Source organism: Promineifilum sp. (SeqCode) (genome assembly GCF_041918635.1).
In the GTDB taxonomy this organism is placed as follows: Bacteria; Chloroflexota; Anaerolineae; order Promineifilales; family Promineifilaceae; genus Promineifilum.
This window is the reverse complement of the sequence record NZ_JAYRVJ010000155.1, coordinates 1-16511: the sequence shown is the minus strand read 5'-3', so window position 1 is coordinate 16511 and position 16511 is coordinate 1. Positions and strand designations below refer to the sequence as shown.

Below are 16511 nucleotides of genomic sequence, written 5' to 3'. Positions count from 1 at the left end.
GCCACGCCTAAGCGTGCCACGCCTGGGCGTGCCACGCCTGGGCGAAAAACCTCCACATCGACAGCCGGCCGGATGACCACCGCCTTGGCCGGGTCTAACCCGTACCGGGTCGCCTCGTCGCGGATGGCCTCCGACACACAGTGGACGGCCGCGGCCCGGGCAAACGTGTCGCGCAGCCCGTCGCGCAGAGTGGCCCGGTCGGGATTGTGGGGACTGACGTTAATCTGCGCGCCACGGCAACTGATGACCGCGGGGGCCGTCTCCATCAGCGGCGCATAGGTGATGGCCGTCGCGTTCCAGGGGAAGTAGATCACGTCCCACCGGCGTCCGACGAACGGCAGCCAGCGGTAAGCCCGCTCCATCGCCCGCATGGAGTCGTCCGGGGCGCGCGCGGCGGCCAGCGTCCGGCCCGCCGCGGATGGGCTACGCAGGGCGGCGCGGCCTGCCTGCTCCCCGAGCCGCAGCAGCCGCCCGCCCACCGAGCCGCTCCAACTCGGCGTGTATAGGAAATCGACGTTGGGCATGCTCCGCCAGGCGGCGTCTGGCCGGCCCCACGTGGCGACGGTGACGCGCAAACCCTCCCCGGCCAGGCCGCGAATGAGCCGCGCTAGAAAGGTCTCGGGCGGCCACTTGACGCCGGCGAAGAGAACGCGGAGCGGAGCGGCGGTCATCGGACGCTCCCCGGAGCTTGCCGCTCCAGCCAGGCAGAGAAAGTCAGCAGCATCGACACGGTGTAGCCGCGCTTATCCGTGTACGGGTCACGCTCGAAAGCGGCCAGCAAGTCAGCCACCGCGCGGGGGGCGACGAACTCGTGCAAGGGCGCACCGGCGTGTACGCCCACATGCGCCCCTAGTAACCAGCGGCGCAGCCCGGCGCGGCCGGTCTGGCCCAGGAACTGCACCTCCCAATTGCGCTCCGGCGCCGAGCGGTTGGACAGCCAGCGCCAACCCTTGTGCGCCGCGCGCCGGGCCGCGTCGAGGGCGTTGTCGCCGCCAGTATGATAGAGATCACGTCCGGTGGCCTGCCAGGGGACGCGAGCCAGATCGGGGGCATAGCGGCGCAGGTAGTCGAGTTGCAGGCGGCGGCCGCGCACGTACTCCGTCGGCACGGTCAGGAAGAAGTCGGCCAGGCGGGTATCGTAGAACGGCAGGCGAGGAAAGGCCACCGGCTGGAACATGCGCAGGGCCACCGTTGTCCAGCGCGCGCACCACTGATCGACCTTGAACGCCTTGATGCGAAAATCTGGCTCACCAACGGCGCGCAGATTTTCCAGTTCGCCGGCCACCAGGTTGCGCAATACCTCATCAATCGGTGTCGCGCCCAGTTGGGGTTGGACAAGGTGGGTCAGCAGCCAGGCGCGCCCGCCCTTCAGCAGTTTATGAAGCGCCGCGGCCAGTAGCGCGGCATCGTCGCGCCCGTCAATGGCAGTCAGGCCCATGTCAGCCAAATACAGATCGCCCAGATGCGCGGCGATTAAGTAGTCGGCGTGACGGCCAATCTCATCGACAATCCCTGCCTGCCGGCACTGGGTCACATCCTCGAACCCCTCCACGGCGGCCAGCACGTCCGGTAGCCGGTCGAACAGGTAAGGCGAAAGCGTAAAGGCGTCGAACGGTAAGCGGCGCGCCGCGGCCACCTGGCCGGCCAAACGAGTCTCGATGGAACCGGGATGGTAGCCATAGGAGTAGGCCCACAGCCGCCCGCTTGCCACGGCGTCAGCCGCCAGTGGGGCCACGGTGGAGCGTGAATCCAGCCCGCCGGAGATGGGCACGGCAATACGACCATCGGCGGTCAGGTCGCGCATGACCCGGCCGAAGAGGTCGGCGAACTCGGCCAGCGTGGCCTCGTAATCGCGCCGCGCGTCCGGCTCATACCGCCACTGCCAATACCGCTCGGCGGCCAGCAACCGCCCCTGGCTGTCGAAGCGGTAGTGGGTCGCCGGGCGCAGGATGCGCAGGCCGGTCAGATGAGTGCGGTCGGCGGCAAAGAAGCCAAAGGCGAAGAAGGAGGCCAGCCCCTCCCAGTCGAGGGCGTCGCAGCCGGCCGCCGCGGCCACGGCCGGAGCAAACGTGCCCAGGGCCACGCGACCACCGGCCGCGCCCAGATAGGCGTGCAGCGTGGCGTGGCGATTGGTCCAGACGTGCCACTCGTTGGCGGCGCGTTCGTGGGCCAGCAGGTGGAAGTGGCCGTTTAGCGCGCCGGCGTCTGCCCGACCGGCCAGCACGTCCAGCACAGCCGCCGCCGGATCGGGTGTGGCGTAAAGCTCGCCCACCAGCCAGGCCGCCCACCCCTCCGTCTCTATCGACAGCGACGGCATGCCCCGCCAGCCGGTCGCCGTTGGAGCGCGGTGCAATTGCCAGCCGTCGCCCGTCAGCGCCGCCTGCCAGGCGGCATGACGGGCGGGCAACCCGGTCGGGCCGCCGTCAAACGTCAGCAGCCAGTCGCCAAGAAGTGAATAATGAACAGCGGGCAGTGGATAGCCCGCGGTCGCGCCCACCTCTGTCCACTGTTCACTGTCCACTGACCACTGACTACTGCTCATTGCCCCTCCCGAATACCCACGGCGCGCACGCCGGAGGCGAAAAACTCAGCCACGACAGGCAGCGCCACCAACGGGCGAACGCCGTATAGGGGAAAGACATGAAACTCGGTCAGGCGCAGGCCGGGCTGCCGCATCAGCAGCCGCCGGAAGCGGCCGACCGTCATCTTGTTCAGCCCCCCCGGCAACTCGGCGTAGCGCTCGGCCAGCGCCGGCTCGCCGTGATAGACCGACTGGGCGCGCATGATCGTCCGCTCCGGCACGATCAGATGAATCCACGGCCGGTCGCGCCGCACCGTCCCGCTCATGTGCCGGCCCCACGGATTGCGCCAGGGCGGGCCGAACTTGATGAGCACACGACCACCGGGCCGCGTCAGCCGCACCATGTCGGCCAGCACGCGCTCCGGCTCGGCGAAGTGCTCGAACGAGTTGTGGGAGATGACCACGTCGAAGGAAGCATCGGGCAGCGTAGCCGCGTCCGCCTGGATGAAGGTGACGCGCTTATAGCCGCGGCGGCGGCTCTCCGCCGCGGCGTCGCCGAAAATGGGTAGCATGTCCAGACCGGTGGCGTGCCCCGCGCCGCGATCGGCCAGCGCCAGCACGTGCCCGCCCTCGCCGCAGCCCAGGTCGAGCACCGCTTTGCCTGCGATCCACGTCCAGAGTTCGGGGCCGAAGGCGTATTCATACTCGCGCGCGAAACGCTCCGTGTCGCTGACCACCTCCAGCGTCCGCTCGCGATGGGGGCGCGGCGGGAAGTAGCAGCAAGTGCGCAGAAAGAGGCGCTCGCCGCACGAGAGGCGCTCGTACTGGGGGAAGACCCGCCCGTCAAACTGATTGCGCGAAGCCATAGAAGTCATGTGTCACACTACAGTGGGGCGATTTGGCAAATCGCCCTACAACTACGGCGCAGTTGGGGCGCTCAACCCCGCCAGCTCCGCTGCCGCCTCGTCATTGCCTGGCTGGAGTGTCAGGGCGCGTTCCAACACCTCGCGCGCCTCCCCAAGCTGTCCCGTGCGGGCCAGGAAGCGCCCCGCCCGCACCCACAGCCCGGCGTCATCAGGACGCAGCGCGAGCGCCTGTTGATAGGCGTCCGTCGCCAGTCGGACGCGCTCGGCAGCAGCGGCAGCCATCGCCAGATCGATCCAGTAGCCGGCGCTGTCGGGGCTGCTGTCCGTCGCCTTTTGGAAGTAGGTTACGGCGTCGCCCAAACGACCATCGCTCATAGCCACCTCGCCGCGCTGAGCCCAGATGTGAGCGTCGTAGGGCCAGCGCTGCAAGGCGCGCGCATACCAGCCGTCGGCGGCAGCCCGATCATCCTCAGACCGGTAGCTGTCGGCCATTAGCAGGTAGTACTCGCGTACCTGGGGATAGATGAGCAAGCCCCGGTTGAGCACGTCGCGGGCCATCGTCCGGTTGCCGGTCTCCAGATAGGCCGCGCCCAGCGAACTGAATACGTCGCCGGGCGGGGTAGAATCGATGACGAGTACGCGCTCGAAGGCCTCCACGGCTTCCTCATAACGCCCGGCGGCGAACAGGGCGCGGCCATACTGTCTCCAGGCGATCATCAAGTCCGGATCCACGGCGGCGGCCATCTCGAAATGCGCCAGCGCCTCGGTCGGCTCGTCGCGCTCGCCCGCCCGATAACCCTCGTTCAACCAGTACTGGACAGAGGCGCGCGTGTCGCGGCATTCCTCCAACGCCTGTTCGCGCCGGTCGCTGTTCCAGAAGAGACGGCACAGTTGGAACTGCGTCAAATAGGCCGCGGGATCGTCGGCCAACCCGTCGCGCAGATAACTTTCGGCTGCCCCCGCCCGGCCGGCGACCGAGGCGATCTCGCTCAGCGCCCGTGGACGAAAGCCCAGTAGCGGCCTGGAGAACGAGCGCAAGGCAGCGGCGTCGCCCGCGGCCGGGGCTTCGTCCGCCGCTCCCATCGCGGCCTGCAACAAAGCCGGCTTGGCGACGGCGTCCGCCAGCGCCCCGTGGAGCGTGACGACGCGAAAGCAGAGGACAACGACGCCCAGCAACAGGGCCAACATTGCCAGCCATCGATCCGGGCCGCCACCCGCCGCGCGTTGCCCCGCCGGCAAGGGCGCTCGATCCGTTGTCTCTATTGGGTTCCGACCCTTCATTCGTCTCCTGCTTCGTATTACCTTACGCCACTCGGCGTCCTGCCGCTTGCTACTTGCTCTACATGACACCTGCTACCTACCACTTGCCGCCGGCAAGTAGTGCTCGCTCCACAGCACCAAGCTCAGCAAGCTCCAAAGCCACAAGCTGTGATCGGCGCGGCCGGCCACGTGGTCGGAGAACATGCGCTCCAGCGCCGCCCGATTGAGGGGCAGACCGAACACGTCCGACCGGCCCATAACCGTGTCGCGGAAGACCGGCAGCAGCGGGCCACGCAGCCACTCCTCCATCGGGATCGTGAAACCCCGCTTCGCCTGGCTCTGATGGTCGATATGACGGGCCAGCGCCCGGCGCAGCGGCAGCTTGCCCAGGTTTCGGCTCAAATCGAGGCAACTGCGCCAATCCACCCGCGCCGCCACGTCGATTACCTCGCGATCCAGCAACGGCACGCGCACCTCCAGCGAATGGTACATGCTCGCCCGGTCGACCTTCAGCAGGACGCGCGTCAGGTGACCGGTCATCTCGTTCCAGCGCAGCCAACGGGCCGTCTCATCCTGTCGCCAACCGTCGTACTCGAAGAGACCGAACGTCGCTGGCGGCGGCGGGAGGCCGTCGAACAGTGAGGCCAGCATCCCTTCGGACAGCCGCGCGTGCTGCGCGCCATACCAGTCGCCGATGGTCGGCCAGCGCAAGTTCTGCCGCCGGTTGCTGCCGCGGAGCCTTGACAAGCCGTGGCGGACGCTGCGCACTGCATACGGATGGCGGAACCCCTCCGCGAGCCGCAATACCGCGCCAAACCGGTGAACGTAGCCCCAGAATAGTTCATCGCCGCCGTCGCCGGAGAGCATCACAGTTACGTCGCGCCGCGCCAGACCGGAGACAAGCAGCGTGGGAAAGATGGAGTAATCGCCCAACGGCTCGCTGCACGCCGCGATGACGTGATCCAGCCACGTCAGCGCCTTGTCCGGCGTGTATTGCTCCACGACGTGTCGCAGTCCCAGCGCGGCGGCATAGCGCGTTGCCGTTGCCGTCTCGTCGTAAATGTCGCCACCCGTGCCGATGGTGAACGCCTTGACGTGCTCGACCTCGGCCGCCCACGCGGCCACGAGCGGTGAATCGATTCCGCCGGATAGGAACACGCCCAACGGCACGTCGCTGATCATCTGCCGCCGCACGGCCTCGCCGACCGCGGCGTCCACCGCTTCATAGGCCGCCTCGCCGTGCAGGTCAGGCTCCTGATTGACCGGGAAGGCGTAGTAGCGACCGCGGCTGACGCAGCCATCGGTCGACGCCTCTAGCCAGCACCCCGGCTCCAGCATCCCCGTCCGCTCCAGGAGGCCATAGGGAGCGGGCACATAGCCCAGGCGCAGGTATAGCCCGAGCGACGTGGCATCCACTCCCAGCCCATTGGCCCAGGGATGGGCCAACAACTGGTCGTACTGCGAGGCGAACAGCAGGCCGTCGTCGGTTAGCAGCGTATAGAGCGGCTTGATGCCGACATGGTCGCGTGCCAGCAGCAGCGTCCGGCGCCGCGCGTCGTAGAAGGCCAGGGCAAACATGCCGTTAAAGCGCTCCAGCGCGGCCCGACCCCACCAGATGAGCGCCTTGAGCACCACCTCCGTGTCGCCCGTGGTGTGGAAGACCAGGCCCACCCGCTCCAACTCGGCGCGCAACTGGCGAAAGTTGTACAGCTCGCCGTTGAACAGCAGCGCGTACCGGCCGCTCTCGTCGCGCATCGGCTGGTTGGCGGCTGAAGAGAGGTCGAGGATGGCCAGCCGGCGGAAACCGAGCCGGCAAACCTCATCGGCCCAATAGCCCGCGTCGTCCGGGCCGCGCCGGGCCATCAGGTCGATCAGGCGCGTGAAGTCGAACGCCGCCGTCTCGGCCGAGGGCCTGAATTGTAGTTCACCGACAATGCCGCACATGATGTTGCGTTACCTGCCTCACTGGGCGCACATTTAGATGCACCCATACTGGGCGCACACGTAGGTGCACCCCTACTTGTGAATCCCCGTCGGGAAGGTCGCCAGTTGCTCTGGCGCGGGCGACAGCCCACGCCGGAAGAACACCCAATAGGAACGATCCTGATACCAGTCATTGCGCGTGACGCCGATGCGCTCGTAGGTCGATTGAAAGCGCGGCAGCGCGTACAGCGTTTCGTGCACGCTCGTGAAGTCCGGCTCGGTCAGCGAGAAAGCGGTCAGGATGACGACGTCCGGGTCCACGGCGAAGAAGTAGTCGCTCGACCAACCCTGCTCGGCGATGTGGCGGTCGGTCAGCGAGTCAGGGTTGATGTCGATGGTGCGCAGCCCGGCATAGTAGGGCGTCGCGCCGACGTCGCCCATCGCCAGAAGTGTGTCGTCCGGCACAGCCCCATCCAGCCAGCGGCCGAGCGCGACCAGCGACTCCTGCGTCGCCGCCTGCAACTGCTGGCCGTCCAGCCGCAAAATCGCCAGGGTGAAAGCGCTCAGGAAGGCCAGCGTCAGGCCGAGTGTGAGAAAGGACACATCGGCCCCCCGTCCGGCGGCCGGCGCGCGCCACTCATCGGCCAACAGACTGAAAGGGACGAGCAACAACCCAACCAGCGGCGCGTAGTAGCGCATGCCGGGCATCCAGTCGGTGAAGTTGACGTAGATAGAAGCGTAAGCTAGCGCGACAACCAGCGCGGTGACCTCGGTGCGGTGGGCCGTCAGGTTTCGCCGGACCAGAAGGAGAGCGAGGAGCGCCGGCGCGCCAATCGCCAGATAATAGTAGCCCAGTGGCGTGTAATAATGGGTCTGGCGAACGAAGAAGTAACGAAGATTGATCAGCCAGAGATCAACGAAGCTCCCGCTTACACCCTTAGATATGAACGGCGTCGGCAAGAGCGCGTCAAAGAACATCACGCGGGCGGCGTGGTAGGCAACCAGGGCCGCCAACCATAGCAGCCCCGCGGCCGCTAGGGCCAACAGCAGCGAGCGCCGGCGCTCCCGTTCGGCGCGCCGCTCGAAAACCACGATGCAGGCGACAACGACGGGTAGGGCGACGACGCCCTCCGGCCGGGTCAGGGCCAGCAGCAGCGCCGTCGCGCCCAGCGCCAGCCCGCGCCCCACGCCCGGCCGGGCGAACAGGCCATCGACGGCCAGGAGCAGCGCCATCAGCAGCGCGCCATAGAGCGCCGTCTCCATGCCCGAGATGGCGTAGAGGACGAATGGCCCCGACAGGGCCAGCAAGCCCACGGGGACGGCCAGCGCCCAACCCGTTCGGCCGCGCCGCCGCAATAGCTGCCACAGCATACCGAGTGTGAGCGCGCCCAGCGCCGTCCCCAGCAGCACGCTCGCCGGCGTCAGTTCCAGTCCCAGCCGCGCCGCGCCGGCCAGCAGGACGATCCACAGGAAGTTACTGTACCCCTCGACCGGTGTATCGCCGGGGTTGAAAGTCAGCCCCTCCCCCACCGCCAGGTTCTCCGCGTAGCGGAACGAGATGTAGCTGTCATCGGGGACGAAGGGCGACATCTGCCAGGCGACCAGCGCGTATACGGCCAGGCAACCAATCAGAACGAGCACATCCAGCGCCAGACGGCTGCGCGCCGCGCCCACGGCCGCAGGGGCGCGCCCGCGTGCGCCTCCGGATTCCGCGACTTGCCACTTGCTACTTGCCACTTGCCACCTGCCACTCGCCTCTCGACGGTTCCACCACTCGTTCCACCTGCCACGCGCCGATCGGCCCCATGATCCCCAGAAAATGGACGTCCGACTGCGTCGGGCCATTGAAGTTGAGCCTCAGCCGTATGTCCCCCTTGCTCAGCCACCCGTGGCGGTGAACGCCAGCAATCAGTTCGATGTAGTAATGGCCGGGTTGCAGGGCGTTGGCCGGCAGCTCATAGGTGGATTCATAAGCGCCGGGGGCGCGACTGTCCAGCCCGGTCGCCAGCATGTCATAGGTGCGATAGATATGCGCGCCGTCGCTGCTGAACACGTCAAAGCCGAGCAGTAGATTCTTGAGCGGCGTCAGCACGTCGTAGCCCAGCCGAATCTGCAACGGCTTGCGATTGTCGATGAACTCGCCCACCTCGTAATTGTCCTGGATCAGCTGGATCCGGTTCAGGCGCAACTGGTCTTTGAGCGACAGCGGCTCCGGCAGCGGATCGCGCGTATACGCCTGCAAGTACGTCTCGATGACCTCAGCCGGCGCGCCGCTGGCTGCCAGCCGCCCCCCCTCGATCAGGAGGGCGCGCCGGCAGAGCCGCTGGATGACCTGCATGTTGTGGCTCACCAACAATACGGTGCGGCCGACCCGGGCCACGCCGTCCATCGTCTGCAAGCACTTCTCCTGGAAAGCGGCGTCGCCGACGGCCAGCACTTCATCCACCAGCAGAATCTCTGACTCCAAATGGGCGGAGACAGCGAAAGCCAGCCGGACGCGCATGCCGCTGCTGTAGCGCTTAACCGGCGTGTCGATGAACTTCTCGACTTCGGCGAAGGAGACGATCTCATCGAACTTGCGATCCACTTCCGCCTTGCGCATGCCTAGTATCGTGCCGTTCAGATAGACGTTTTCGCGCCCGGTCAACTCGGGGTGGAAGCCGGTGCCGACTTCGAGCAGGCTGGACACGCGACCGTGCAGGGTGACCCGGCCAGCCGAGGGGGGCGTGATGCGCGACAGGATTTTGAGCAGCGTACTCTTGCCCGCCCCGTTCCGGCCGATGATGCCGACCACTTCACCCTTGTCGATGGTGAACGAGACGTCGCGCAAAGCCCAGATGATGTCCTCTGCGCCGTCCGCGCTCACCTGCCCCAGCCGCCGCAAACGCCGGTAGTTCGCTACCGGCGAACCGAGCCAGCCGACGGCCGATTGCAACAGCGAAGTCGGCTGCTTCTCTTTCAGACCGATGTGGTACTGCTTCGACACCCCCTCGGCGACGATTGCCGCCCCACCGGGATGCCGTCCATTACTCCGTCCGTTCATAGATAGTAATCTGCGTAATCTGCGGATTCTTTTCAGGCCACGTCGGCGAAATGGACTTCCATCCGCCGGAAGTAGAACAGCCCGCTGACGAAAATGACCAGCGCCGAGGCCGCGCCGACGCCGATGGTGTCCCAGGGCATCGGCCCGCTGCCGATCAACGCCGCGCGGAAGCCCTCGATGACCCCCACCATCGGGTAGAGGCCAAACAGCACCCGCCCGCTCTGTCCAAAGCGCTCGGCGATGAGCGAGGCCGACCAAACAACTGGCGCGGCGTACATGAGAATCTGGGTCAGGAAAGGTATGGCGTGCTTCACGTCGCGGTACTGCACCGAGAGCGCGGCGAACCACAGCCCCATCCCCGCCGCGGTCAGCATCATGAGACCTACGAGCAGCGGCAGATAGAGCACCCGCGCCGTCGGCGCGATGCGGAACCAGGCCATCAGGATAAAGACGATGGCAAACGAGATGACGAAATCGACCAGCTTGGAGAAGACCGGGGTCAGCGGGAAGATGAGACGCGGGAAGTAGACCTTGGTCAGCATGTCGGTGTTGCTGACCAGACTGAGCGCCGAGGCGGACAGGGCCGTGGAGAAGTAGAGCCAGGGTACCAGGGCGACGTAGCTGAAGATGGCATAGGGCACGCCGTCGCTGTCTACCTGAGCCAGATTGCCGAAGATGATGGTGAAGATAACCATGCTCAGCAGCGGGCGCAAGATAGCCCAGCCAAACCCCAGGACGGTCTGCTTGTAGAGCACCTTGATGTCGCGGTCGATCATGAAGTAGAAGAGGTCGCGGTATTCCCGCAACTCCCGCCAGTTGATGACCTGCCAGCCGCGCGCCGGCTCAATGACAATCGGCTCGTATTTCATATCAATACTTCAACCTGGTTGATTCGTCCGCAACGTTGCGCCCGCCTTGATGCACGATTTTCGCCTGTGGGTCGGATGGGCAGGCAATAATGCGCCTGATTAGTTCACTACCAACTTATCATAGATACCCGGATTCCGGATAAAGGGCTTGTGAAACCACGGTGAAGTTTGCGTAAAAGCTAACCGGGCTTTGCTGACAGAGCAGACCCATCCATTATAATGGCAGGATACGTGGCCCGATCCAGGTCGGGTAACATCCGCTAGAAGGCTGAGCGTCGTTATGATCTCTTACCAGCAAGACACGTACAAACAGCTAGGCCCCGGGCCAGGCATCCCTACCCTGCGCTTTCATGCTGGCGAGGTGCGCCGCATTGGTCAACTGATCGGGCGCGGGCAGTTCCGCACCGGGTGGCATCGCACCCAAAGTCTGCTGGCCAACGTCTGGAACTTTCAGGTGCGCCGGCATGCCATTAAGGCCCGCTGTCCATGTTGCGGCTGGGAAGGCCCGGGCTTTATCTCCCTGAGCAACTGGCGCGCGGTACAGCACAACTCACGCTGCCCCGGTTGCGATTCCCGCTCCCGCCACCGCGGTCTGGCGCGACTCCTGCCCGAGCTCCTGCGCGCCAAACCCGAGGGGCCGGTTCTCGTTTTCGCGCCCGAGCCCTCGCTGCTGGGTCTGATCGCGCGCCATGTGAATGACACCGTGAAGACTACTGACTATCGGCGCACCGATGTGGATTACCCCAGAGAGGATATACAGCAACTCACCTTCGCCGACAACAGCTTCGCCTTTCTCACCTGCAACCATGTTCTGGAACACATCCCGGACGACCGCCAGGCGCTGCGCGAGTGCGCTCGCGTTCTCAAGCCGGGCGGCGTAGCCGTCTTCACCATCCCGGGCGACTATCACAAACAGGAAACCTGGTACCTGGACAAGGCCGATGTAGACGGCCACTTACGCCACTACGGCATGGACGTTCTCGACAAGATGCACGCCTCCTTCAATCAGGTAGAGACCGTTGACATGAGCGCGGGCGCAGACCCATACTGGCACATCTATCCAGGGGATACGGCCTTCATCTGCCGGAAATAAAAGCGCCCCCCTGTATCCAGGAGGGCGCCACCAGTTTTTGAATCACGTCCTAATTCAAGTACTGGCGTAGATGCCCGGCGAAGTTCGGATGACGCAACTTGCGCAGCGCCTCCTTCTCCAGTTGCCGGATGCGCTCGCGCGACAGGCCAAACATCTCGCCGACTTCCTTCAGCGTGCGCGACTCGCCGTCCTGCAAGCCATAGCGCAGCCGTAGGATGCGCGCCTCGCGCGGCGTCAACTGATCCAGGATGTCGCCGACTTCCTCGGTCAGCATCGTCTGGGCCACCGTCTCGGCCGGAGCGGGCGCCTCAATATCCTCGATGAAGTCGCCCAGTTCGGCGTCGGACTCATCGCCCACGGGCCGCTCCAGATGCACGGGCTGGCGGCTGGTGCGCAACATCCAGCGCACGCGGTCGGCCGGCAAATCCATGTTCTCGGCGATCTCCTCGGCCGTCGGCTGGCGGCCGTACTCCTGCTCCAACTCCTGGGCTACCTGATAGAGCTTGCTGATGCGCCCGCCCAGGTGGGCCGGGATGCGGATAGTGCGGCCGTGGTTAGCCAGCGCCCGCGTGACGGCCTGCCGGATCCACCAGGTGGCGTAGGTGCTGAAGCGGTTGCCGCGCCGGTAGTCGTACTTCTCGACAGCCTTCATCAGGCCGACGTTGCCTTCCTGAATCAGGTCGAGGAACTGGAGGCCGCGCCCGCGATACTTCTTGGCGATGCTGACGACCAGCCGGGTATTGGCGCGGATAAGGTGCGCCCGCGCCGCCTCGCCCACCTCGCGCACGTTGACCAACCGGTCCATCTCATCCAGATCATCCACGCCCGCATCCAGGCGCTCGCTAGCCTCGCGACCGGCTTCGATCTCCATCGCCAATTGCACCTCTTCCTCGGCCGAGAGCAATTGCTGCTGCCCCATCTCGCGGAAGTAGAGACCCACCGAGTCGTCGATAGGTACGTTGCTCAGGTCGAACAGCGGCGCGTCATGAGACCGCACCCGCGTCGGCCGAACGTAGCGCGTCACTTCGGGCTCTTCCGGTTCGATCAACATATCGTCCCCTTCTTCCCCGTCTTCACTGAGCGCCACCGCTACCACGTCGTCTTCATTCTCGTAAATGGCGATCCCCAGCGTTTGCGCCTCCTCCAGCAACGTTTCCAGGAGGGTGATATTGTTCTCAATTTCGGGCAGCGCCTCTAAAATCTGATCATAAGTCAAATAACGCTGTTCGATGCCCTCGTTGAGAAGCGCATTCAGGATTTCCATTTCGTCCGACAATGGATCGTTCAGATCAGTCATCGTATAATAATCCCTTCCGTCTTCCGCGAGATCGTGTGGGCGCGGCCAACCATTCCGCTGTGACAGTGTGCGATGACGCTCCCAAACGGCCAGAAAGCGCCGTTAGGTTAGGCCATCAATGATTTAATTGTCTCAGTGGCGTGGGCCAGGAACGCTCCACACACCTCTTCCTCTTCCACTTAGTAGATCAAAAGTGCAGTCTAACATAAGCGATAGACAAAAGTCAATAGGCTAAGCGCTTACTATGCGCAGGTTTGACGCAGTGCGCCATTGTGCGCTGTCACCTACATAGATGTTTCCTGGAGACGTTTTGTTCACCCGAATTGTCGTTTCCTTAACTGTCGCTCACGTCAAGATCAAGTATAATCCCGGCGCATAATAGGCAGATTAGAGCGGCAGGCATTATTAACTATTACACAAGTGGGTAACATCGACTGTTTGATTTCAACTCCCTAGGAGGTAGATGTGAAGCGTTATCGGATTTGTATTGTTGTCTTGCTACTGTTTGCGATGGTATTGGCCGGCTGCGGCGGCGATGAAGAGGCGGGTGAGGCCACCATTGAGCCCGCAGCTACCGTAGAAGTGGTCGAGGAAGCCACAGAGCCACCCGCCCCCACCCAGGAACCGGAACCCACCGGTCCGACGGCCATGAGCTCGTTCCAGGACGCCATACAGGCCACGGTTCAGATTGAGGCTCAGGGCAGTTTCATGGACCCGGAATTCGGCATGCAGCTCAACTCGGCCGGCCGCGGCTCGGGCTTTATCATCGACCCGTCGGGTATCGCCGTGACCAATAATCACGTCGTCACCGGCGCGGCTTTCCTGCAGGTCTTCGTTCAAGGCCGGGACGAACCGCTCAACGCCAAGGTGCTGGGTGTGTCGGAATGCTCTGACCTGGCCGTCATCGACATCGAAGGCGACGGCTACCCCTACCTGGAGTGGAGCCCACAACCCGCCGTCCTGGGCACCGAGATTTACGCCCTCGGCTACCCGCTGGGCGACCCGGAGCCGACCATCACCAAGGGCATCATCTCCAAGCAGCAAGCGGGCGGCGAGACGAGTTGGGCCTCGGTGGATCACGTCCTGGAGCATGACGCGACGATCAACCCCGGCAACTCCGGCGGCCCGCTCGTCACGACCGACGGCAAGGTAGTCGGCGTCAACTACGCCGGCAGTTCCGACACCAACCAGTATTACTCCATCAACGCCGCCGACGCGCGCAGCATCGTGGAGCAGTTGCGCAGCGGGACGGACATGGAGACGATCGGCATCAACGGCGAAGCCGTCATGAACGAGGACGGCTCAATCACCGGCATCTGGGTCGCCTCTGTTGAATCAGGTTCTCCGGCCGACAAGGTCGGCATTGAGCCCGGCGACATCATCACCATGCTGGAGGGGTTGGTTCTCTCCACCGACGGCACCATGGCCGACTACTGCGACATCCTGCGCAGCCGCAATGCGACGGACGCGATGGATATCGAAGTCCTGCGCTACGCCACGGAAGAGGTGCTGGAAGGGCAGCTGAACGGCCCGACGCTGGAGCAGTCCTTCTCGTTTGCCCAGGAAGTTGCTGTCGAACCGGAACAGCCGGCTGCGGGCGGCGACACCGGCGGCGACACCGGGGGTGCTACGGGCGGCGCAGCGACCTACCAAAACTACGTCGGCATCTACGATGACGCCAATGCTGTGTACGTCGAGGTTCCCCAGGAGTGGGCCGACGTGAACGGCGCAAACTGGACTTCGGATGAGGACGGCTCGGTGTTGGGAAGCGAACTGATCGCCTCAACCAACATCGCCGCCTTCGAGAGTGACTACGTGACGCCGGGCGTGGACATCCTGGCGTCGGCCGGTCTGGGTGGGCAGGACATGGGCGGACTGGTCGATCTGTTCGACTTCAGCACCGACTGCACCTACGATGGCCGCTTCGATTACGCCGACCCGGTCTATACCGGCGTCTATGACCAGTACTCGAATTGCGCCGGGCAAGGCAGTGTGATCATTGTCCTGGCCGCTGAGCCAGCCGATAAGGCCTACTCGGTCGTCATCCTGATTCAGGCCGTAACCGACGCCGATCTCGATGCGTTGGATCACATCCTGAACACGTTCAACGTCGTCGGCACGTTGCCGGGTTAGCCGGTTTGTAGGGCGGGTTTGAAACCCGCCCTACATAGTTGTCGTTGCAGTAGGGGCGGGTTTGAAACCCGCCCCTACGCTTCCCCTGAGGACGCGGGTTACCAACCCGCGCTACAACTTCTTGCTGCGGTCGCGGGCCATCCAGCGGTCAATGAGTTCCCCGATGCGGTCGGCGCGCTGGCGGACGACGGTGCAGCCGGGCAACGCCTCCAGGAACATCTGGCCGTAGCGTTTGGTCAGCACCCGCTTGTCGAGCACGATGACCACCCCCTCATCGGTCGTGCGCCGGATGAGACGGCCAAACCCCTGCCGGAAGCGTAGCACCGCCTCCGGGATGGAGTACTCAAAGAACGAGTTCTCGTACGTCTCCGACCGCGCGGCGAAGATGGGATCGGTCGGCACGTCGAAGGGCAGCTTGGCGATGAGCAGCGCCGTCAGCGCCGGGCCGGGCACGTCCACTCCCTCCCAGAAGGAGCGCGTGCCCAGCAGCACGGCGCGGTTGCCTTCGCGCCGGAACTGCGCCAACAGCTGTTGGCGCGACGCGCCCGGCCCCTGCACCAGCGTGGTGATGCGCTGCCGGGTCAGCGTGCTCTCGATGGCCTGCGCCGTCTGATTCAGGTGGCTGTTGGCGGTGAAGAGCACCAGCGTCCGGCCGCCCAAGGCCACGGCCGTGTCGATGATCGCTTCCTCCAGCATGCGCTGATAGCCCGGCTGGTTAGGCTCCGGGATGTCGGTCACCAGATAGAGCAGGGTCGAGTTCTTGTAATCGAAGGGCGAGCCGACGGCCATCTCGTCCGCCTCGCGGGCGTGCAGCCGGTCGCGCAGGTAGTCAAACGTCGATTCGGCCCGGCCATAGCCGGCCGTGCGCAGTGTGGCCGAGGTCAGCACGACCGTCTCCTTGCTCTGGAAGATGTGCTTTTCGACCAGCGGCCCGACGTGGAGCGGCGCGGCGTGGAGCGAGGTGTTGTCCTTAAACTGCTCGGCCCAGTAGATCATCTCGGCGCTGGGTTGCAGGACCAGCGCGTCCAGGTTGACGCGCGCCTCGTCGAGCATCTGGCCGTTGCTGAGCAGCGCGGCGCGCAATTCGTCCTGGCCCTCAATGTCGAGCGTGTGCGACAGGTCGGTAACGGCCTGCGCCAGCTTGCCGAAGCCCTTGGCGATGACACTGTAGAGCTTGCTCAGGTCGGCCCACGCCTCTTCCACGAGTTGATAGTCGGGCTGGGTGCGGACGGCGGGCGTCAGCCGGATCTGGGTGGCAAACTGGCTGCGTTCGCGCTCCTGGCCGCGCAGGAAGAAGTCGAGCGTAGTGAAGAACTCATCCGTGCGGAAGATGGCGGCCTGGGCGTCGGCGCGCATGCGATCGGCCAGTGTGTCCACGGCGTAACTGGCATCCTTCGGGGCGACGGCGGCGATGCGCTGCTGGGCGTTGGCGACCAGGCCGGCGCGCGGCCGCGACGCTTCCTCCAGGACCGTCTCCAGGAAGCGCCGGTCGGCGCGGAAGCTCAG

The 16511-nt window shown here is 64.9% G+C and carries 12 protein-coding genes; 2 read left to right on the top strand and 10 right to left on the bottom strand.

Annotated elements, in window-relative coordinates:
• The 8 genes from ACE3UY_RS05260 to ACE3UY_RS05225 all read right to left on the bottom strand — a co-directional run.
• Window positions 1–671 (bottom strand): glycosyltransferase (locus tag ACE3UY_RS05260; protein ID WP_374686504.1); only part of this gene is annotated, 671 nt, incomplete at its 3' end.
• Entirely contained in the window at window positions 668–2542 is a 1875-nt protein-coding gene (locus ACE3UY_RS05255; RefSeq protein WP_374686503.1) for an asparagine synthase-related protein, read from the bottom strand. The genes ACE3UY_RS05255 and ACE3UY_RS05260, both read right to left, overlap by 4 nt.
• Window positions 2539–3396, bottom strand: a complete 858-nt coding sequence (locus ACE3UY_RS05250; protein WP_374686502.1) for a class I SAM-dependent methyltransferase — start codon at window positions 3394–3396, stop codon at window positions 2539–2541. Before ACE3UY_RS05250 ends, ACE3UY_RS05255 begins: the two co-directional genes overlap by 4 nt.
• A gap of 42 nt (window positions 3397–3438) precedes the next feature.
• Window positions 3439–4668 carry a tetratricopeptide repeat protein gene (locus ACE3UY_RS05245; protein WP_374686501.1) on the bottom strand — a complete coding sequence of 410 codons (1230 nt, stop codon included), beginning with the start codon at window positions 4666–4668 and terminating at the stop codon, window positions 3439–3441.
• A gap of 72 nt (window positions 4669–4740) precedes the next feature.
• Entirely contained in the window at window positions 4741–6591 is a 1851-nt protein-coding gene (gene asnB, locus ACE3UY_RS05240) for an asparagine synthase (glutamine-hydrolyzing) (RefSeq protein WP_374686500.1), read from the bottom strand.
• Between the two features lie 72 nt (window positions 6592–6663).
• Window positions 6664–8211 (bottom strand): hypothetical protein, encoded by a 1548-nt coding sequence (locus tag ACE3UY_RS05235; RefSeq protein ID WP_374686499.1) that lies wholly within the window; start codon window positions 8209–8211, stop codon window positions 6664–6666.
• An 85-nt stretch (window positions 8212–8296) separates the two neighbouring features.
• Entirely contained in the window at window positions 8297–9613 is a 1317-nt protein-coding gene (locus tag ACE3UY_RS05230; protein ID WP_374686498.1) for an ABC transporter ATP-binding protein, read from the bottom strand.
• Window positions 9614–9645: 32 nt separating this feature from the next.
• Window positions 9646–10482, bottom strand: coding sequence for an ABC transporter permease (locus ACE3UY_RS05225; RefSeq protein ID WP_374686497.1), 837 nt, complete (start codon window positions 10480–10482; stop codon window positions 9646–9648).
• 280 nt (window positions 10483–10762) lie between these two features.
• Between ACE3UY_RS05225 and ACE3UY_RS05220 the strand changes: the two genes are divergently transcribed.
• Entirely contained in the window at window positions 10763–11575 is an 813-nt protein-coding gene (locus tag ACE3UY_RS05220; RefSeq protein ID WP_374686496.1) for a methyltransferase domain-containing protein, read from the top strand.
• Window positions 11576–11624: 49 nt separating this feature from the next.
• Here the strand turns inward: ACE3UY_RS05220 and ACE3UY_RS05215 are convergent, their stop codons facing one another.
• A complete protein-coding gene (locus tag ACE3UY_RS05215; RefSeq protein ID WP_374686495.1) occupies window positions 11625–12872 on the bottom strand; it encodes a sigma-70 family RNA polymerase sigma factor in 1248 nt (415 codons plus the stop codon).
• A gap of 465 nt (window positions 12873–13337) precedes the next feature.
• On the opposite strand from ACE3UY_RS05215, the gene ACE3UY_RS05210 reads away from it, so the two are divergent.
• A complete protein-coding gene (locus ACE3UY_RS05210; RefSeq protein ID WP_374686494.1) occupies window positions 13338–15005 on the top strand; it encodes a S1C family serine protease in 1668 nt (555 codons plus the stop codon).
• Between the two features lie 111 nt (window positions 15006–15116).
• Here the strand turns inward: ACE3UY_RS05210 and ACE3UY_RS05205 are convergent.
• On the bottom strand, window positions 15117–16511 hold a 1395-nt coding region (locus ACE3UY_RS05205; RefSeq protein WP_374686493.1), incomplete at its 5' end, for an ATP-dependent DNA helicase.